Source organism: Sphingomonas sp. MMS12-HWE2-04 (genome assembly GCF_044881185.1).
Lineage (GTDB): Bacteria > Pseudomonadota > Alphaproteobacteria > Sphingomonadales > Sphingomonadaceae > Sphingomonas.
This window is the reverse complement of sequence record NZ_CP173254.1, coordinates 2789664-2807181: the sequence shown is the minus strand read 5'-3', so window position 1 is coordinate 2807181 and position 17518 is coordinate 2789664. Positions and strand designations below refer to the sequence as shown.

The window sequence follows — 17518 nt, the reverse complement described above, 5'->3', positions numbered from 1 at the left end:
GTTTCGGATCAAAACTGGTTCCGCGCAAGACCGCTATTCCTTGGTCAACGCGGCGTTGAACTGCTTGACGCGGGTGCGCAGCGCGACCAGCCGATCGGCATCCATCCCGGCCTTGGCGAGCAGCGCTTCACCCAGGCACGTGCATTCATCGCGCATGCCGGATCCGCGATCGGTGAGCTTCACATGGACGCGGCGCTCGTCCTGGGTGTTGCGCTCGCGCGCGACGAAGCCTGCCGCTTCGAGCCGCTTGACCAACGGGGTGACTGTGCTCGAACTCGAGATCGAGGCGCTCCGCGATCGCGCCGATCGTGCGGCCGTCCTCTTCCCACAGCGTATGGAGCACCAGATATTGCGGATAGGTGATGCCGAGCGTGTCGAGCAGCGGCTTATAGGTTCGATTGATCGCCATCGAAGCGCTGTAAAGCGCGAAGCAGAGCTGGTCGTCGAGCGGGAGCATGGTCATGGGCATCGCCTAGCACAAAATCACTATCACGATAAATATTGTGCTGGACAGGCGTTGCAATAGGCCCTAGATAGATATGTATCGCGATAACGAATATCGCTGCATCAATATGGAGAAGCACCATGGCCGTCGATGTCAAATACACCACTGCCGCCACCGCCACCGGGGGCCGCGACGGCTCCGCCCGCGTCAATGACGGCTCGTTCGAGGTAAAGTTGGCTACCCCGCGCGAGCTCGGCGGTGCCGGCGGCGAGGGTGCCAATCCCGAGCAGTTGTTCGCAATGGGTTATTCGGCGTGCTTCATCGGCGCGATGAAGGCAGTCGCCCCGTCGCTTCAGCTGCGCGTGCCGGCCGAGGCCACGGTCGAGGCGACCGTGGGCATCGGGCCGCGTTCCGAAGGCGGGTTCGGCATCACCGCCGATCTCAAGGTATCGCTGCCGGGCCTCGATCGCGCCGACGCCGAGAAGCTGGTCGCCGCCGCGCACCAGGTCTGCCCCTATTCGAACGCGACGCGGGGCAATGTCGATGTCGGCCTGAGCGTCGCCTAACGCCGGAGAGCGCTGCGGAACGGGGCGTCGGTGCCATCGACGCCCGGTTTCGCCGGCAGCCCGATCAAGTCGCGCAGCAGCGGATAGACATCGACATTGTCGAACGCCGCGATCCGCTGCGCGCGGAAGGCCGGGCCGTTGGCAATGAACAGCGCCGCCATGTCGGGCGCGAAATTGTCATAGCCATGATTGCCGCCGGCGAAGGGTTTTGCCGGCGGCTTTTCGTTGAGCAGCCAGCCGGTCTCGGCGAGGCAAAAGATCGGCGCGACGCGCGGGTTGCTGCCAAAATGGAAGCGCGCCGGAATCTCGCTTTTGCGCCAGCATTCGAAATGCGGGTGCTTGCCGAGCAGCGCTTTGCCGACCGCATCCTCCTTGCCGGCCACCGGCGCGAGCGCGGCATAGACGCCGCTCTCGATGACATGGACGTCTTCCTTGGCGACATACTCATAGAGCTGGGCCACGCGCGCGCTGCTCGTTGCGGCCATGCCGTGATCGGCGACGATCACCAGGTTCGCGGGCTGGCCCAAATCGGCGAGCCCGGCGACGAGCTGGCCGATCCAGCCATCGACTTGGGCGACGGCATCGAGTGTGTGCGGATCGACCGGACCATAATCGTGGCTGACATGATCGACCGTGTCGAAATAGAGCGTCAGCAGCTTCGGCCGGATCGCCGCGGGGCGCCGCAGCCAATCGAGGAGCCCGTTGACGCGCTGTTCGCCGCTGACGGCCTGGTTGAACTGGGCCCAGTCCTGCGGACGCGCCCCGCCCTCGACTTCCCACTCCTTCGGATCAGGTCGGGTCCCGCCGATGGCGACGTTCGAACCGGGCCAGAACAGGGTAGCGGTGCGGATGCCCGCCGCCTCGGCATCGGTCCAGATCGGCGGGGCGCCATTCCACCAGAAAGGATCGTCGGTCGACATGGTGAAGGTCTCGCCGGGCCGTGCCGCATCCTCCATCTTGTTGCCGACGATGCCGTGGCGATCCGGCCGCAGCCCAGTGACCAGCGTCCAGTGATTGGGGAAGGTCTTGGACGGAAAGCTCGGCCGCATCGGACCCGTTACGCCCCCCGCGGCGAGCCGCGACAGCACGGGCGTCACGCCGCGATCGAGATAGTCGGCGCGGAAGCCGTCGATCGAGACGAGGATAGTCACCGGTGCGCGCGTCTCTGCCGCCGACGCGGCAGCGGGGGGTGGCGCGGAGACCGGGGCGGTTACACAGGCCTGGAGCAGAGCGGCGAGTGCCGCGGCGGCGATCTTCGAGGTCCAACGCATCATCGCCGCCCCTGCCAGCACATTGTTGCCGAAGTAAGTCCTTGCGTTGTGCGCGGCAGCGGGGGCGTTCAGCCGTGGACGGTCTCTCCGCGCTCCAGCATGCCAATGAACTCGGTGATCTTGCGGGCGCGCGTCTCGGCCTTCTTTACCGCGGCGATCCGATAGAGGATCGCATATCGATTGGCGCCGGTGACCGTCGCGAAGAACGCGGCCGCCTTGGGATGCGCATCAAGCGCTTCCTGCAGATCCGGCGGCACCGCAGCCTTGCTGGCCGATGCATAGGCAGCGTCCCACCGGCCATCGGCCTTCGCCTTGTCGATCTCCAACTGTCCGGACGGCTGCATGCGCCCCGCCGCGATCAGCTCGAGCGCGCGGTTGCGATTGATCTGCGACCATTTGCTGCGCGGTTTGCGAGGGGTGAAACGCACCAGCCAGCTTTCGGCATCATATTTGTCGAGCTGGCCGTCGATCCAGCCATAGCAAAGCGCGCTGTCGATCGCTTCTGGCTTGGTGACGCTGGCCACCTTTGAGCCTTTCTTGCGAAATCGGATCCAGGCCCCAGGGGCGTTGTCCGGTTGCGCCGCCAGCCAGGCTTCCAGGGAAATTTGATCCGCAAAGGACAGGATCGGAAGGCCGGAGCGCGTCTCATTCATCTTCTGATTTTGCCGCACTTTGCCGATTTGACCAACCGGCTGAAGTATTCGCCGATCGTGCGGCCAGATGAGAGCGACCTAGTTTCCGATCGCGAGCCTTGCGAAGCCCGTGGCACTGACCGGGGTCTTGCCATAGGCAGCGTCGAGCGCGCCGGGCTTGGCATAGGCGGCAAGCGAGCCGCCCAGTGCCAGTTCGCCCCAGCCGAGCGGCACGCGATAGGCATAGCCGCCCTCGAAGCGGGTCACGCGGAAGCGCTGGTCGTGGAGCAGCGCGTCGTGATCGGGGAAAAGCTCGTCATTGGCGACATTCTCGATGCGGCCGAACAGGCTGTGGTGGCGGCCCAGGTCCCAGTTGGCCTCGGCGAGCCAGGCAGTGAGCGTGTCGCCGGGTACGCGATCCTTGGCGGCGAAGGCGACCATCGTGGCAAGGCCGCCGCGCGCATAATGGACGCTTGCGGTGGTCCGCCGCTCGTCCTGCCCGGCATGCGACACCTCCGGCTGTTCGAGCCGGCCATGGCTGACCTGCATCGTCCAATAGGGCGAGGGAGTGAAGGTCGCGCGCACACTCCAGCTGTCGAGCCGCGGCTGGTCGATTCCCCAGCGCTCCTCGTTCGGCTCGCGCCCGTTGAACGCCGACGCTTCGACCTGGAAGGCGCGCGCGGTCACTCCGCCGGTGACCACGCCATAGGTGATATGGGTGCTGTCGAACCAATGGTGCGCGATCGGCGAGAGCGCGAGGTAGCGGCCCGAGCGCCGGTGCATGAACGCGCTCGGCCCCAGCGCCGGCTCGCCCACCGGTCCGCCATAAACGAAAGCGCTGGTCCCCGGCGCGATGTCGACATCGACGCGCGCCGCCAATTCCATGAACAGGTCGTGCGGATGCTGGCGATCGACCAGCGGCGCGCCACCCGCAGTCTCTCCGCTGGCGAACAAATTCGGATAGCCGCGCGCGCCCATCGCCGGCTCGAGGCTCATCATCGAGCGCAACTGCAGCCGGGCACCGCCGAAATCGCGCGAAGCCATGAGCATCGCCATCAATTCGACGAACGCCATGTCGTCCCCGCGCGGGCCGCCTTGATCGGTATAGACGCCCCAGAAAGTGCCGTGCGCCATCACCATCCAGTCACCCGAAGCGAGGTGGAGCATCGGCATCGCGCCCTCGGCCCTGGGCACCAGCGCGGTGCCCGATCCGGCTACGGCATTGGCATTGCCACCCATCGCCATCGACGGCATGGCCGCCATGTCGTGGTCCATCGCGGCGTGGTCCATCGCGGCGTGGTCTACCGCAGGCGCGTCCTGCTCCGGCGCGGGCGTGGGTGCGGCTTCGGGCATCGCCATGTCGTGCATGTCATGCTCCTGCGCCGCGGCGGCGCCGGGCACGAGCAGCGCGAGCGCGATCAGACCGGTACGCATTACATTCCCCCCATCGGGCGCAGCAGCATCCACACCGCCATCGCCACCATCATCAGATTTTCGAGCAGCGAGACAGCGCCGAGCGGCACGTTGCTGGTGCCGCCGACACAGGCGCATTTGAGCGCGCGCCGGTCGATATAGACAGCCTTGACCACCGATACCGCGCCGACCCCACCGGCGAGCAGCGCCAGCGGGATCGAAAGCCAGGGCAGCAGTCTCGCCGCCATCAGCACGCCCGCGCCGCCTTCGATGAACGGGTATAGGGTGGCATAGGGCACCCAGCGCTGGGCGAGCAGATCGTAGTTGAGGAACATGGTTGAAAAGCGCTCGACGTCCTGAAGCTTGAGAAGCGCCAGCGCACACATGCTGAATGCGCCGAACCAGGCGAGCGCCTGGAGCGTCAGCGGGGTGCCGAACGCCGCCTTGCTCGCCGCGAGTGCCATCAGCGCGGTCATCGCGAACAGCGCGATTACCGGGCGGTAGCTCGTCGCGTCCTTGGCCGGCAGCGCGGCGCCGAAGAAGCGGCGAAGATCGTCATATCCGCCAATCCGCGTGCCATCGATGAAGGTTTGCGGCGTGGTCGCTACGCCATGCTCGGCCTTGAACGCGTCGGTTTCCGCACGCGTGGTCAGCCAGCGATCGTCGACTTTATAGCCGCGCCGCTCGAGCAGGTGCTTGGCCTTGCGCCCAAAGGGGCAGACATGCTCGGGCATCACCATACGATAGAGCGTTGCGCGCTTTGCATTTTTCGCCATGGCTGGCCTATAACCTCCGTACCATAGTACGGAGTCAAGCGATGTCGGGCCTCACGATCGGAAAACTTGCCGAGGCGGGCGGGGTAGGGGTCGAGACGGTGCGCTATTATCAGCGCCGCGGGCTGATTGGCACGCCCGAAAGGCCCCATGGCTTCCGCGAAAGCAGCGTGCGGCGCTATGACGACGATGCCTTGCGCCGGCTGCGCTTCATCCGTTCGGCACAGGCGGCGGGGTTCACGCTCGAGCAGATCGCCGAATTGCTCGACCTCGACGCGCGGGACGATCGGGCGCGCGCGCGGGCGCTGGCCCGAGAGCAGATCGAAATGCTCGACCGCAAGATCGCCGACCTCACTGCCGCGCGCGACGCGCTGGGCAAGCTCGCGCGCGAATGCGGAAAGGGCGGCGCCGGGCCGTGCCCGATCCTGACGGCATTCGACGCCCCGTAATAGAGCGTTCATTTCACAAGCGGCATGACGAGGCGATAAAGGGGAGGAGCGGATGCGTCGGCTGTTGTCGGGAGGGATCGCTTTAGCGCTTGCGATCGGGACGGCGCCCGCGCTGGCGCAGGCCGCGCCCAGGCCGGGTGCCGTTGCCGAGAGCCTTGCCCTGAAGCCCGGCAGCGAGACCGCGATCGACGGCACGCCGGTTCCCTATGAGATCGGCACGCTCCGCGTTCCGGAGAACCGGACGCGCCCCGGCAGGCGCACGATCGGGGTGGGCGTGCTGCGCATCCGCGCGCGGGTGCCGGGCCAGGCGCCGCCGGTGTTCCTCCTCGCCGGCGGCCCTGGCGTGACGCTGCTCGATACGATCGGTGACAAGGGCCCGGCCGCGCGACGCCGGCTGCGTTATTGGCTCGATTATGCCGCGGGCGCGGACCTGGTGATCATCGAGCAGCGGGGCTTCACGCTACGCGGCGAGATGTTGCAACTCCATTATCCGGCATTGCCGCTCGACCAGCCCGACACGATCGACGCGAACATTGCCGTCACCCAGCGCCTGGCGCGCGCCGCCGCGGCGGAGCATCCGCAGCGCGACCTGGCTGGCTATACGATCGCCGAATGCGCCGACGACGTCGATGCCGTGCGCCGCCTGCTCGGCTATGACAAGATCAGCTTGCTGGGTGCGAGCTTCGGGTCGCAATGGAGCTTCGCGGTGATGAAGCGCCATCCCGGGACCGTTGCGCGGGCGCTGATCTCCGCGACCGAGCCGCTCGACAATGGCTATGACATGCCGTCACACGTCTTCGCGGTGCTCCAGCGGATCGCGTTCGAGGCCGAGAGCGACTCGGCGCTCCGGCCGCTGCTGCCCAAGGAGGGGCTGATCGGTGCCGCGCGGGCGATACGCGATCGGCTGGCGGCCGAGCCGGTCAAAGTGACTGTGCCCGAAGGAACAATCGTGCTCGGGCTCGGGGACTTCCAGCAGTCGCTGCTCAGCTACGCGGTCGAGGCGGCGCGCTGGCCCGCCTTCGTTATCGATCTCTACAACGGCAAATATGAGGGCTGGGCGCGCGAGCGGATCGCGGCGCGCGCTGCGGCGGATTCGGCGCTGATCGGGCCGCTGATCGACACTGCCACCGGCATCGATGCGGCGCGCGAGCACCAGCTTCGCACCGATCCTGCGCTCGACATGCTCGGAAGCTGGGGGTTCGCGCCTTACATCGCCTCGACCGGAAGCTGGCCGACTGCGGACTTGGGCGACGCGTTTCGCCTGCCGGTGCGCGACGAGACGCCGGTGCTGTTCGTCCAGGGCGACTGGGATGCGAACACCCCGGTCGAGAACCTGCTCGACGTGGTTCCCTGGTTTCCCAATGCGCGCACGCTGATCGTGCATCGCGGGCAGCATGCCGGCACGCTGCAGCTGCTGCGCGATCGACCGGACCTGTTCGCCGCGGCGATGCGCTTCCTCAATACCGGTGCGCTCGACCCGGCGCTGCCGAGCAGGATCGAGCTGGCACCGGTCCACTTCGACGTGCCTTCGCCGAAGCAGGCTAAATCCAGCGGCTAAAGGCCGGCGAGGATCGAGTTCCGCGAGTCCGCGATAAAAGGCGCGGACGCTGTCGAGCTCAGGGGCGCCGACGCTGAGCTCGGCGCCGATCGGGACGACGAGCAGGGCACCCTGATCCGCGGCCGGCCAGCCTGCGGTCATCGTCGCGGCCTGGCGGGTGTCGCCGCGGCGGACGATGCCTTCGCAATAGAACAGGCAATTGCGCGATCGGCCCAGCGCGCGCAGGCGCGGTGCGTCGTCACCAGGCGGCATCCCGAGCGTCTCGCCGAGCGCATGCAGCTTGTTGGCAGTGTTATGCTGGTATGGCGTGACATTGCGGCCCCGCCGCGCCGCCGCTTCGTCGAGCAAAACGCTCAGGAAGCGGTCGAGCTCGCGCAGGCCGTTGCCGATCACCCGGGTGCGGCCGGGGCGCGGCTCGGGAAGGCCGCGCATCCACGAAGGGAGGAAATCCGCGCCGCGGCACAAGGTGGCGTGCGCGCGAGCGAGTTCGGCGCTCACCCGCCCGTCGGGGCGGCGTGTGCGGCGATGGCTTGTTCGACGGCGGCGCAGCCATCGGCGCTGGCGACCGCGAGGTCGAGCGGGCGGCCGCCGAGCGATTCCTGATGCGCGTTGAGAAAGGCCATCGCCGCCTCGCCGCCCATCGTGTTCCAGGCGAGCAGCGTTACCTTGCTCTGCCGCGCGGCGCTCTCGTCCGAAAGCCGCACGGTAGTGAACTTGCGGCGGAACTTCTGCATCTTGGCAGGCGCCGGCGCCGCGGGATCGGCTTCGGGCTCAGGTGCGCCGGCGTCGGTGGTTGCTTCATCGCTCATCGACGCTTCCTCTGCTGTCCGTTGAAGCCACTGGCGACGCGCTCGCGATAGACGAGGCGTCCCTTGTCGAGATCATAGGGCGACATCTCGATCTGTACGCGATCGCCCACAAGGGTGCGGATGCGGAACTTGCGCATCTTGCCGGCAGTGTAGACGATGACGCGGTGCTCGTTTTCGAGGCACACGCGGAAGCGGCCGTCGGGAAGCAATTCTTCGATGATGCCGTCCAGCGTCATCAGTTCTTCTTTAGCCAAGCCTCAGACCCTCCGCGGAGCGGCGAAGGTGGCGCCGAGACGCGCCTGGAGCAGGCGGATGCGCTCCGCATAGCCATTGGCCAGCCCGCGATGCGCGATCCGCGCCTCGCCCGAGCCCGCCGCATCGGCGCGGATCAGCGAAACCTGATGCCTTTGTAGGAGATAGTTGAGATCCATCGAGATGGCTCCAGCTGCGTAAGCGGGAGCACGTCGGTCTCTCAGTCGCTGGTGCCTACGGAAACGTTGTGCCAGCGATGCACTCGATATGGGGGTTTTGGTTCCCTTCCGTAACCCCGCATCCCGACTTTATTTGCCCACAACCGCCCGGCGGCGCGCCGCGAGACGCGCTTAGCTGTGGAGGAAGTGCATCACGTCGCCGTCCTGAACGATATAGGCCTTGCCCTCGGCGCGCAGCTTGCCGGCCTCACGCGCCTTGGATTCTCCGCCCAGCGCGACGAAATCGGCATAGGCGATCGTCTCGGCGCGGATGAAGCCCTTTTCGAAATCGGTATGGATTTCGCCCGCGGCGTTCGGCGCAGTCGCGCCGGCATGGACGGTCCAGGCGCGCGCTTCCTTGGGGCCGACGGTGAAGAAGGTCAGCAAATGGAGCAGCTTGTAGCCCGCAGTGATCACGCGGGCGAGGCCGGTTTCTTCCAGCCCGAGCTCGCTGAGGAAGTCGGCGCGTTCCTCGACCGGCATCGTCGCGATATCGGCCTCGATCGCCGCGGAGACGACCACTGCCTCGGCGCCTTCGGTCTTGGCCTTGGCGAAGATTTTCTCCGAGAGCGCGTTGCCGTTGGCGGCGTCTTCCTCGTTGACGTTGCAGACATAAAGGACCGGCTTGCCGGTGAGCAGCTGGGCCTGCTTGAAGACGCGGGCCTCTTCTTCATCCTTCGGCTCGGTGAGGCGCGCGGGCTTGCCGGCGCGCAGCAAATCGAGCGCCTGGCCGAGCACGCTCGCGCCGATCTTCGATTCCTTGTCGCCCTGCTGGCCCTTCTTCAACAGATTGGGGACGCGCTTCTCGAGGCTTTCGAGGTCAGCGAGCATCAGCTCGGTCTCGACGGTCTCGGCGTCGGCGATCGGATCGACCTTGTTGTCGACATGCTGGATGTCGTCATTCTCGAAGCAGCGCAGGACGTGGACGATCGCGTCGACTTCGCGGATATTGCCGAGAAACTGGTTGCCCAGGCCTTCGCCCTTGCTGGCGCCGCGCACCAGCCCGGCAATGTCGACGAACCCGAGCTGGGTGGCGATGATCTTTTGCGAGCCGGCGATGGAAGCAAGCTTGTCCAGCCGGGGATCGGGCACCGCGACGTTGCCGACATTGGGCTCGATCGTGCAGAACGGATAATTCGCCGCCTGCGCCGCTGCCGTCTCGGTGAGCGCATTGAAGAGCGTGGACTTGCCGACGTTCGGAAGCCCGACAATGCCGCAGCGAAAACCCATTTCGAAACCCTGTGATAGCTGGAGCTCCGGCGGTGCCGGGCGGAATGCAGCGCCGATAGGCGGTTCGCGTGCGATTTGCCAGCATGGGATTGACCGGGTGGGTGCCGCTCTCGAGGCTCCCCCGATCGGCGCCCCGCCAACCCGGCCTGCGGGGTGGGGAGCGGTTTCCTTCGGCGCGCGTTCCTTCTCCATGGCCCTGATCGATCCCCTAGACCGCCTGCTGCGCCCGCTGCTCGACATGGGCGCGGACTTCAGCAGGCCCGCCGGCGAGCCCGCGATGGTGCCCGCCGATTCGGTATCGTGGCGCGTGTTCCGCAATCCGCTGACGATGTTCGTCGGCGGAATCGCCGCGGTGCTGCTCGAACTCGGCGAGCCGCGCGTGCGCCACGGCGTGTGGGACCATTCGAGCTTCAAGCGCGATCCCGCCGGTCGGCTGCGGCGCACCGGGATGGCGGCGATGGTCACCGTCTATGGCGCGCGCAGCGAGTTCGAGGCACTCGCTGCGCGAGTGAACGCGATGCACGCGCGGATCCGCGGTGCGACGCCTACCGGGCAGGCTTATGCCGCCGATGATCCCGAGCTGCTGCTCTGGGTGCAGGCGACCGCCTCCTGGGCGTTCCTCGAAGCCTGGTCGCGCCACGTCCGTCCGGTCTCGCTTGCGGATCGCGATCGCTATTTCGTCGAGGCCGGCGCAAGCGCCGCCTTATATGGCGTGAGCGATCCGCCGGCATCCGACGCGGCGATGCGCGCGCTGTTTGCCGGCATGGCGCCGCGGCTCGAACCCTCGCCGATCCTCGACGAACTGCTCGACATCCTTGCCCATCACGCGATCCTTCCGCTGCCGCTTCGTCCGCTCCAGCGGCTGGGGGTGCGCGCCGCGGTCGATCTGCTGCCACCGCCGCTTCGCCGGCGCATCGGGCTCGATCGCCGTGCGGGACTGAACCCGGCCGAACGCCTGGTGCTGCGCGGGCTCGCGCGCGCCGCCGAGCATGTCGAGCTGCCGTCGAGTGCGCATGCCCAGGCGCGCCGCCGCCTGGGGCTTCCGGAGCGTGCAGGATTGTCCTATCGGGGCGCCGCACAGCCGGCGTGAAACGCCCCTTCCTCGCTTGACGGGTGCCCGTTCATCTAGGGTACAGGGGCGCCACGCCTTTTCGGGCTGTTCGAGTTTTGAGGAGCAGGGAATGATTCGCCGTCACATGATCATGAGCGCCACGGTGGCGACGCTCGCGCTTTCGAGCTGCAGCGGCGGCAACGACGATGCCAGCCCGACGCCAACCCCGACGTCCACGCCGACCCCGACGCCGACGGCTTCGCCAACCTACACGGCGTTCCCGCTCACGACGGCGACCGAGTTCAGCACGATCAACGCCGCGACCAGCTTCACCGGGGATCCCGCGACTAGCGCCGTGACGCTCGGCGCCGCATCGACCGAGATGTTGTCGTCGCGCTTCGCCATCGCGACCAGCCCGACGATCGCCAGCGCGACCTATGTCGTGCGCGAGAACACCGAGGAATCGCGCTTCGTCGTCGCGAACGCCACCGTGCAGCCTGCGCCGGCGGCCGAGGAATTCGTGTTCCGCACCACCGACACCGCGACGGCAGGCAAGTTCGCCCAGGCCGAGTTCCTCAACAACACGATCTCGACCGCGACGCTGACCAGCAACACCGCGCTGCAATATACAAATGTCAGCTATGTGAACTGGTATCGCGCCGATGCGACTGCCGGCGCCTATCGCTTCACCTCGGGCGTGTTCGGCTACAACACCGTCACCACCGACATGCCGAAGACCGGGGTCCAGGCCTATAGCTCGACCGTCCAGGGCCGCATCGTCAACGTGACCGGCGGTGCCAGCAGCGTGCTGCGCGTCTCGGGCACGGTCACCACGTCGGTGAACTTCTCGACCGGCCTGGTCGATCTGACGCTCAACCTCACCACGATCCCGGCTGCGGGCGGCGCGGGCGTCGCGTTCGGCACCTTCACGGCGCAGGGCGCCATCCCGGTCGGCCAGAACCAGTTCACCGGCTCGTTCACCGGCGGCGGCCTCACCGGCACGCTCACCGGCGGCTTCTTCGGCTCGGCCGCGAAGGAAATCGGCATCAGCTTCGCCGCGAACGGCACCGTCGGCGGCGGCAGCCAGCGGATCGTCGGCACGGTGCTCGGCAAGAAGTAAGCCTCGCACGATCGATTTGGGAAAGGGGCCTCGGGAAACCGGGGCCCTTTTTCGTCAGTCCTGAAGCCGCGAGGCCACGTCGCTCATGAAGCGGGCATCGTCACCCTTGGCGAGCCATTCGGCTTCCGCGGCGATCGCGCCGAGCATGTCGGTCAGCGGCTCGATCTCGGCTTTGGCATAGCCGCCCAGCACATAGCCGGTGACGCGATCCTTGTGTCCGGGATGGCCGATGCCCAGGCGCACGCGGCGGAAATCCGGGCCGATATGCGTGTCGGTCGAGCGCAGGCCGTTATGCCCGGCCGTGCCGCCGCCGATCTTCACCTTGACCTTCATCGGCACGAGATCGAGCTCGTCGTGGAAGACGGTGACGTCGGCGGGGGTGAGCTTGTAGAAGTCCATCGCCGCGCGCACCGATCGGCCGCTTTCGTTCATGAAGGTCGCCGGCTTGAGCAGGATCACCTTCTCCGTCCCGATCCGGCCTTCCTGCGTCCAGCCTTGGAACTGCTTCTTGGGCGCCGAGAAGCCGTGGACCTCGGCGATCGCGTCCAGCGCCATGAACCCGACATTGTGCCGGTGCATCGCATATTGCGGACCAGGATTGCCCAGGCCGACCCAGAGCTGCATGACGACATACCCTCAAAAGCAAAATCGCCCCCGCACCTAGGATGCGGAGGCGATTTTTTCACCCAAGAAGTTGGAAAGGCTTATTCGCCTTCGGCCGGAGCCGCTTCCTCGGTGTCGCTGTCGCCTTCGCTCGACTTGAGCGCCGACGGTGCGACGATGGTGGCGATGGTGAAGTCGCGATCGGTGATCGCCGACGTCGCGCCCTTGGGCAGCGTCACGGCCGAGATGTGGATCGAATCGCCGACTTCGACGCCCTTGAGCGAGATCTCGATCTGGTCGGGGATCTCGGCTGCGTCGACGACGAGCTCGAGCTCGTGGCGGACGATGTTCAGGACGCCGCCGCGCTTGATGCCCGGAGCCTCTTCCTCGTCGGTGAAGACGATCGGCACGTTCACGTGCACGCTGGCGTGCTCGGAGATGCGCAGGAAGTCGACGTGGAGCGGGCGGTCGGTCACGACGTCGAAAGCCACGTCCTTGGGCAGCGTGCGCTCGCCATTGACCATGACCACCGAATTCATGAAGTGGCCGGTGTTCAGCAGCTTCATCAGTTCACGCTCGTTGACGTGGATGCTGACGGCATCTGCCTTGTTGCCGTAGATCACGGCGGGGACGCGGCCTTCACGACGAAGCGCCCGGGAGGCTCCCTTGCCAGCCCGGTCGCGCGTCTCGGCCGACAGCGTAAGCGTGTCGCTCATGTGTCGTTCCTATGCGCTAAAGTTCCAAAGTCCGGCCAGGCCTCCAGGGATGACCCTGGCACGGAAGCGCGGGCCTGTAGCGGAAACAGGGATGGAGGGCAAGCTGCCTCGCGACAACTTGCTCCCCTCCCTGCAAGGGAGGGGCTGGGGGTGGGTGCCGAGCGCAGCGAGGCTCCTGCCGTCAGCAGAGGAGCGCGACCCTTTGGGCCGCGCACCCACCCCTAACCCCTCCCTTTCAGGGAGGGGAACAGAAGGGTTTAGTAGTTGACCCGCTCGGCCTTCAGCCCGCGCTTGGCGAGCTGCGCCTGGACGCTGTCGCCGCCGGCGAGGTGGCCGGCGCCGACCGCGACGAACACCGTTCCCGGCTGGGCCATCCGCTTCTCGATCCAGCCCGCCCAGTTGCGGTTGCGGTTGACCAGCAGCGCCTGGTCGAGCTCGGGTGCGCGATCGAGGTCGGCGTTCATCAGCTTGGCGAGCGCGTCGGCATCGCCCTTGCGCCAGGCGGCGACCATCTCGTCGATCTGCGCGCCGGCCTTGGGCAGGTCGTCGATCGTGTCGATCAACAGCGCGCGCTGCGCCGGGGCGGGGAGCGTGTCGAACAGCGAAAGCTGTTCGCGCGCCGTCTCCAGCCCGGCGATCGGCTTGCCGGCGGCTGTGGCGGCGGCGCTCAGCACCTGCTCGGCGCCGTCCTTGTCGTCATAGCCCAATTGGCGCAGCGGCAGCGCCGAGAGCAGCGTCGCCGCGAGCCACGGCTCGGCATGGTCGAGCGCGTCGGCCGCCATGCCCAGCCCGGTCAGCGCCGCGCGCAGCTTGCTGGCCTCGGCCGCGCCGATCTGCTCGGGCAGCGGCGGACCCGCCGGATCGGTGCCCATCTCGCCGACCAGTGCCTGCATCTCGGATTCGGGCGGCATCACCAGCTCGAGCACCAGCTGGTCGCTCTTGTCGAACGCGGCCTTCACGCCGTCGTCGAACCAGCTCAGCCCGGGCTTGAGCATATGCACCGTGCCGAACAGATAGATCGTCGTATCGGCGTCCTTGACCACCCACAGCGCCGGGTCGGCATCGTTCGCCGTGGGCTTCGTCCCGCAGCCGGCGACCAGCAGCGCCAGCGCAATCGTCATCTTCCTGAACATCGCAGTGTCTGAGCGCACCCACTGCCGCCTTGTCAACGTAGGCGCGCCGCGCCAAAGCGTCGCCATTATGTCGCAGCCTCTCAGCTTCCAGCGGATGATCCTCAAGCTCCATGATTATTGGAGCGAACGCGGGTGCGTCATCCTCCAGCCCTATGACATGCGCATGGGGGCGGGCACCTTCCACCCGGCGACGACGCTGCGCGCGCTCGGCCCCGAGCCGTGGAACGCCGCCTTCGTCCAGCCCTGTCGCCGTCCCACCGACGGCCGCTATGGCGAGAACCCCAACCGGCTCCAGCATTACTACCAATATCAGGTGATCCTGAAGCCGAGCCCGCCCGACCTGCAGGAGCTGTATCTGGGCTCGCTTGCCGCGATCGGCATCGACTTCACCCGCCACGACATCCGCTTCGTCGAGGACGATTGGGAAAGCCCGACGCTCGGCGCCTGGGGCCTGGGCTGGGAAGTCTGGTGCGATGGCATGGAAGTCACCCAGTTCACCTATTTCCAGCAGATGGGTGGCTTCGACTGCAAGCCGGTGGCCGGCGAGCTCACCTACGGGCTCGAGCGTCTGGCGATGTACATCCAGAATGTCGACAGCGTGTACGACCTGGCGTTCAACGATGCCGGGGTGTCGTATGGCGACGTGTTTCTCGAGAACGAGAAGCAGATGTCCAAGTACAACTTCGAAGTCGCCGATACCGAGACGTTGTTCGAGGGCTTCCGCAAGGCCGCGGCCGAATGCGAGAACTGCCTGGCCAACAACGTCCCCATCGCCGCCTATGAGCAGGCAATCGAGGCCAGCCACATCTTCAACCTGCTTCAGGCCCGCGGCGTGATCTCGGTCGCCGAGCGCCAGGCCTATATCGGCCGCGTCCGCGACCTCGCCAAGGGTAGCTGCGAAGCCTGGATCGCGCACATGACTCCCACCTGGAACGCCCAGTATCCGGAGTGGACGATATGACCGAAGACTTCCTCCTCGAACTGCGCTCGGAGGAAATCCCGGCGCGGATGCAGGAAAAGGCTCGCGAGGACCTGGCCAAGCTGTTCGAAGCCCGGCTCAACGCGCTCAACCTGCCGTTTGCCAGCATCGAGAGCTATGCCACCCCGCGCCGCCTTGCGCTGATCGTGCGCGGCGTCGCGGCGATGACCGCCGCCGCCAGCGAAGAGCGCAAGGGTCCGCGCGCCGACGCGCCGGCGCAGGCGATCGACGGCTTCCTACGCTCGACCGGGCTCGCCCGCGAGCAGCTGGTCGAGCGCGACGACGGCAAGGGCAACACGGTGCTGTTCGCCGTGGTCGAGCGCCCCGGCATCGCCGCCGGATCGGTGCTCGCCAGCGCCATCACCCATGTCATTACGGCGTTCCCCTGGCCGAAGTCGATGCGCTGGGGCGCGGCCTCGGCCTCGACCGAGAGTCAGCGCTGGGTGCGTCCCTTGCAGGGCATCCTCGCGCTGCTCGGCGACAAGCTCGTGCCGGTCGAGGTCGCTGGAGTGAAGAGCGGTGTCGCTACGCTCGGCCACCGCTTCCACCATCCCGGCGCGATCACCATCGGCTCGGCCGCCGACTATGCCGAGAAGCTGCGCGCCTGCCACGTCATCGTCGACGGCGCCGAGCGCCGCAACATCATTGCACTCGGCGCCAAGATGGCCGCGCAAAAGGCCGGGCTCAGCCTGATCCAGGATGAGGGGCTGCTCTACGAAAATGCCGGGCTCACCGAATGGCCGGTGCCGCTGCTCGGCCGCTTCGACGAAGCCTTTCTCGAAGTGCCGCCCGAAGTGATCCAGCTCACCGCGCGGGTGAACCAGAAATATTTCGTCTGCGCCGATGCCGCGGGCAAGCTCGCCAACGCGTTCGTCTGCACCGCGAATATCGACGCGGCGGACGACGGCGCCAAGATCGTCGAGGGCAACCAGAAGGTCCTCGCCGCGCGGCTGAGCGACGCCAAGTTCTTCTACGACACCGATCGCAAGACCCGGCTTGAGGACCTGACCCCCAAGCTCGAGAAGATCGTCTTCCACGAGAAATTGGGCACGGTGGCGGACAAGGTCGAGCGCGTGGCCAAGCTGGCGCGCTGGCTGGTGGAAGAGGGGGTCGTCGGATCCTCCCCGGAACGGGGAGGGGGACCATCGCAACGCGATGGTGGAGGGGGGCGCCACAGGCCACACCCCTCGCGGATAGCCCCCTCCACCACCAGCCTGCGGCTGGCGGTCCCCCTCCCCGTGCCGGGGAGGATCGGTCGACGCTCGCCGACCAGGCCGAGCGCGCCGCGCGTCTCGCCAAGGCGGACCTCGTCACCGGCATGGTCGGCGAATTCCCCGAGCTCCAGGGCCTGATGGGCGGCTATTACGCCGCCGCCCAGGGCGAAGACCCCCAGGTCGCCGCCGCGATCTGCGATCATTACAAGCCGGTCGGGCAGGGCGACGACGTACCGACCGCGCCAGTGACGGTGGCGGTGAGTCTGGCGGACAAGCTGGATACGCTGATTGCCTTTTTCTTTGCGGATATGCCGCCAACTGGCTCGAAGGACCCTTACGCGCTGAGGCGAGCAGCATTGGGCGTACTGGAACTGGTCACGATTAACGATTTGCGATTGGGCCTTTGGGAATGGATTAGTCGCGGATTGACCAGAATCACGTCGCAACGGGTGTCGCCTGAAACGTCCCATGCGGATTATGATGGCCATAATGCTGCGATGGAACGCACCTCTAAGGCGCTTCCTCTCTTCTTCGCCGACCGCCTCAAGGTCCAGCAGAGGGAAGCAGGCGTCCGCCACGACCTGATCGACGCGGTCTTCGCGCTCGGCGGCGAAGACGACCTCGTTCGGCTGCTCGCGCGTGTCCACGCGCTCCAGGCGTTCGTTACCACCGAGGACGGCGCCAACCTGCTCGCCGGCTACAAGCGCGCCGCCAACATCCTCAAGAAAGAGGGCTTTGACGGCACCGACACCGACGTCGGCGGCAACATCTACGAGGCCGAGCCCGCCGAATCCGCGCTGATCGAGGCGCTCAACGCCGCCGAACCGCGCGCCGAGGCCGCGATCGCGGCGGAGGATTTCGAGGGAGCCATGTCCGCGCTCGCCAGCCTGCGCGGGCCGATCGATCGCTTCTTCGACGACGTCACCGTCAACGATTCCGATCCCGAAAAGCGCATCGCGCGACTCGGGCTGCTTGCGCGGATGCGTGCTGCAGTGCACCAAGTTGCCGATTTTTCGCGGATCGAGGGCTGATTTATAAGACTTATTGCGCGGCCGAAACGGGTTCAATTCTTCTAAACATTGTCAC

The 17518-nt window shown here is 66.7% G+C and carries 17 protein-coding genes and 2 pseudogenes; 7 read left to right on the top strand and 12 right to left on the bottom strand.

Annotated features, from left to right (window positions below):
- Positions 1 to 33: 33 nt before the first annotated feature.
- A pseudogene (locus AB2M62_RS12970) lies at positions 34 to 463 on the bottom strand (MarR family winged helix-turn-helix transcriptional regulator).
- A 122-nt stretch (positions 464 to 585) separates the two neighbouring features.
- On the opposite strand from AB2M62_RS12970, the gene AB2M62_RS12965 reads away from it, so the two are divergent.
- A complete protein-coding gene (locus AB2M62_RS12965; protein WP_404334330.1) occupies positions 586 to 1011 on the top strand; it encodes an organic hydroperoxide resistance protein in 426 nt (141 codons plus the stop codon).
- On the opposite strand, the gene AB2M62_RS12960 is transcribed toward AB2M62_RS12965, so the two are convergent.
- The 4 genes from AB2M62_RS12960 to AB2M62_RS12945 all read right to left on the bottom strand — a co-directional run bounded on the left by AB2M62_RS12960 (position 1008) and on the right by AB2M62_RS12945 (position 5103).
- Positions 1008 to 2282, bottom strand: coding sequence for an ectonucleotide pyrophosphatase/phosphodiesterase (locus tag AB2M62_RS12960; protein WP_404339932.1), 1275 nt, complete (start codon positions 2280 to 2282; stop codon positions 1008 to 1010). The genes AB2M62_RS12965 and AB2M62_RS12960 overlap by 4 nt on opposite strands.
- Before the next feature lie 68 nt (positions 2283 to 2350).
- On the bottom strand, positions 2351 to 2806 hold the full coding sequence (locus AB2M62_RS12955) for a YdeI family protein (protein ID WP_404334328.1): 456 nt from the start codon (positions 2804 to 2806) through the stop codon (positions 2351 to 2353).
- A gap of 207 nt (positions 2807 to 3013) precedes the next feature.
- On the bottom strand, positions 3014 to 4348 hold the full coding sequence (locus AB2M62_RS12950) for a hypothetical protein (RefSeq protein ID WP_404334327.1): 1335 nt from the start codon (positions 4346 to 4348) through the stop codon (positions 3014 to 3016).
- The gene (locus AB2M62_RS12945; protein WP_404334325.1) at positions 4348 to 5103 is read right to left on the bottom strand and encodes a MauE/DoxX family redox-associated membrane protein; all 756 of its coding nucleotides are present in this window, start codon (positions 5101 to 5103) and stop codon (positions 4348 to 4350) included. Before AB2M62_RS12945 ends, AB2M62_RS12950 begins: the two co-directional genes overlap by 1 nt.
- A gap of 41 nt (positions 5104 to 5144) precedes the next feature.
- Here AB2M62_RS12945 and AB2M62_RS12940 point away from each other — a divergent pair, with 41 nt between their 5' ends.
- Both AB2M62_RS12940 and AB2M62_RS12935 read left to right on the top strand, forming a co-directional pair.
- Positions 5145 to 5549 (top strand): MerR family DNA-binding protein, encoded by a 405-nt coding sequence (locus AB2M62_RS12940; RefSeq protein WP_404334323.1) that lies wholly within the window; start codon positions 5145 to 5147, stop codon positions 5547 to 5549.
- A 52-nt stretch (positions 5550 to 5601) separates the two neighbouring features.
- Positions 5602 to 7107: an alpha/beta hydrolase gene (locus AB2M62_RS12935; protein ID WP_404334321.1), complete on the top strand. Its 1506-nt coding sequence runs from the start codon at positions 5602 to 5604 to the stop codon at positions 7105 to 7107.
- 494 nt (positions 7108 to 7601) lie between these two features.
- On the opposite strand, the gene AB2M62_RS12930 is transcribed toward AB2M62_RS12935, so the two are convergent.
- The 4 genes from AB2M62_RS12930 to ychF all read right to left on the bottom strand — a co-directional run bounded on the left by AB2M62_RS12930 (position 7602) and on the right by ychF (position 9616).
- Entirely contained in the window at positions 7602 to 7916 is a 315-nt protein-coding gene (locus tag AB2M62_RS12930; RefSeq protein WP_404334319.1) for a hypothetical protein, read from the bottom strand.
- Positions 7913 to 8170, bottom strand: coding sequence for a translation initiation factor IF-1 (gene infA, locus AB2M62_RS12925; RefSeq protein WP_404334317.1), 258 nt, complete (start codon positions 8168 to 8170; stop codon positions 7913 to 7915). Before infA ends, AB2M62_RS12930 begins: the two co-directional genes overlap by 4 nt.
- Positions 8171 to 8173: 3 nt before the next feature.
- Positions 8174 to 8347 (bottom strand): hypothetical protein, encoded by a 174-nt coding sequence (locus AB2M62_RS12920; RefSeq protein ID WP_404334315.1) that lies wholly within the window; start codon positions 8345 to 8347, stop codon positions 8174 to 8176.
- Positions 8348 to 8518: 171 nt separating this feature from the next.
- Positions 8519 to 9616 carry a redox-regulated ATPase YchF gene (gene ychF, locus AB2M62_RS12915; RefSeq protein ID WP_404334313.1) on the bottom strand — a complete coding sequence of 366 codons (1098 nt, stop codon included), beginning with the start codon at positions 9614 to 9616 and terminating at the stop codon, positions 8519 to 8521.
- 190 nt (positions 9617 to 9806) lie between these two features.
- Between ychF and AB2M62_RS12910 the strand changes: the two genes are divergently transcribed.
- The gene (locus tag AB2M62_RS12910) at positions 9807 to 10706 is read left to right on the top strand and encodes an oxygenase MpaB family protein (RefSeq protein ID WP_404334311.1); all 900 of its coding nucleotides are present in this window, start codon (positions 9807 to 9809) and stop codon (positions 10704 to 10706) included.
- 91 nt (positions 10707 to 10797) lie between these two features.
- The gene (locus AB2M62_RS12905) at positions 10798 to 11787 is read left to right on the top strand and encodes a hypothetical protein (RefSeq protein WP_404334309.1); all 990 of its coding nucleotides are present in this window, start codon (positions 10798 to 10800) and stop codon (positions 11785 to 11787) included.
- Between the two features lie 54 nt (positions 11788 to 11841).
- On the opposite strand, the gene pth is transcribed toward AB2M62_RS12905, so the two are convergent.
- From pth to AB2M62_RS12890, 3 genes are all read right to left on the bottom strand, one after another.
- Positions 11842 to 12411, bottom strand: a complete 570-nt coding sequence (gene pth / locus AB2M62_RS12900) for an aminoacyl-tRNA hydrolase (RefSeq protein WP_404334307.1) — start codon at positions 12409 to 12411, stop codon at positions 11842 to 11844.
- Positions 12412 to 12491: 80 nt separating this feature from the next.
- The gene (locus AB2M62_RS12895) at positions 12492 to 13106 is read right to left on the bottom strand and encodes a 50S ribosomal protein L25/general stress protein Ctc (protein WP_404334305.1); all 615 of its coding nucleotides are present in this window, start codon (positions 13104 to 13106) and stop codon (positions 12492 to 12494) included.
- 257 nt (positions 13107 to 13363) lie between these two features.
- Entirely contained in the window at positions 13364 to 14257 is an 894-nt protein-coding gene (locus AB2M62_RS12890) for a TraB/GumN family protein (RefSeq protein WP_404334303.1), read from the bottom strand.
- A 76-nt stretch (positions 14258 to 14333) separates the two neighbouring features.
- Here AB2M62_RS12890 and AB2M62_RS12885 point away from each other — a divergent pair, with 76 nt between their 5' ends.
- Complete coding sequence (locus tag AB2M62_RS12885) at positions 14334 to 15200, top strand: glycine--tRNA ligase subunit alpha (RefSeq protein WP_404339930.1); 867 nt, start codon at positions 14334 to 14336, stop codon at positions 15198 to 15200.
- Positions 15197 to 17463: pseudogene (glyS, locus tag AB2M62_RS12880) on the top strand (glycine--tRNA ligase subunit beta). The gene AB2M62_RS12885 and the pseudogene glyS overlap by 4 nt, the downstream one beginning before the upstream one ends.
- The last annotated feature ends 55 nt before the right edge of the window (positions 17464 to 17518 follow it).

Bases quoted from the DNA above. Each gene is read 5' to 3' on its own strand.
- AB2M62_RS12945 (WP_404334325.1), bottom strand. From the start codon at position 5,103: ATGGCGAAAAATGCAAAGCGCGCAACGCTCTATCGTATGGTGATGCCC.
- AB2M62_RS12910 (WP_404334311.1), top strand. From the start codon at position 9,807: ATGGCCCTGATCGATCCCCTAGACCGCCTGCTGCGCCCGCTGCTCGAC.
- pth (WP_404334307.1), bottom strand. From the start codon at position 12,411: ATGCAGCTCTGGGTCGGCCTGGGCAATCCTGGTCCGCAATATGCGATG.
- ychF (WP_404334313.1), bottom strand. From the start codon at position 9,616: ATGGGTTTTCGCTGCGGCATTGTCGGGCTTCCGAACGTCGGCAAGTCC.
- AB2M62_RS12965 (WP_404334330.1), top strand. From the start codon at position 586: ATGGCCGTCGATGTCAAATACACCACTGCCGCCACCGCCACCGGGGGC.
- AB2M62_RS12905 (WP_404334309.1), top strand. From the start codon at position 10,798: ATGATTCGCCGTCACATGATCATGAGCGCCACGGTGGCGACGCTCGCG.
- AB2M62_RS12935 (WP_404334321.1), top strand. From the start codon at position 5,602: ATGCGTCGGCTGTTGTCGGGAGGGATCGCTTTAGCGCTTGCGATCGGG.
- AB2M62_RS12940 (WP_404334323.1), top strand. From the start codon at position 5,145: ATGTCGGGCCTCACGATCGGAAAACTTGCCGAGGCGGGCGGGGTAGGG.
- AB2M62_RS12950 (WP_404334327.1), bottom strand. From the start codon at position 4,348: ATGCGTACCGGTCTGATCGCGCTCGCGCTGCTCGTGCCCGGCGCCGCC.
- AB2M62_RS12930 (WP_404334319.1), bottom strand. From the start codon at position 7,916: ATGAGCGATGAAGCAACCACCGACGCCGGCGCACCTGAGCCCGAAGCC.
- AB2M62_RS12920 (WP_404334315.1), bottom strand. From the start codon at position 8,347: ATGGATCTCAACTATCTCCTACAAAGGCATCAGGTTTCGCTGATCCGC.
- AB2M62_RS12960 (WP_404339932.1), bottom strand. From the start codon at position 2,282: ATGCGTTGGACCTCGAAGATCGCCGCCGCGGCACTCGCCGCTCTGCTC.
- AB2M62_RS12885 (WP_404339930.1), top strand. From the start codon at position 14,334: ATGATCCTCAAGCTCCATGATTATTGGAGCGAACGCGGGTGCGTCATC.
- AB2M62_RS12895 (WP_404334305.1), bottom strand. From the start codon at position 13,106: ATGAGCGACACGCTTACGCTGTCGGCCGAGACGCGCGACCGGGCTGGC.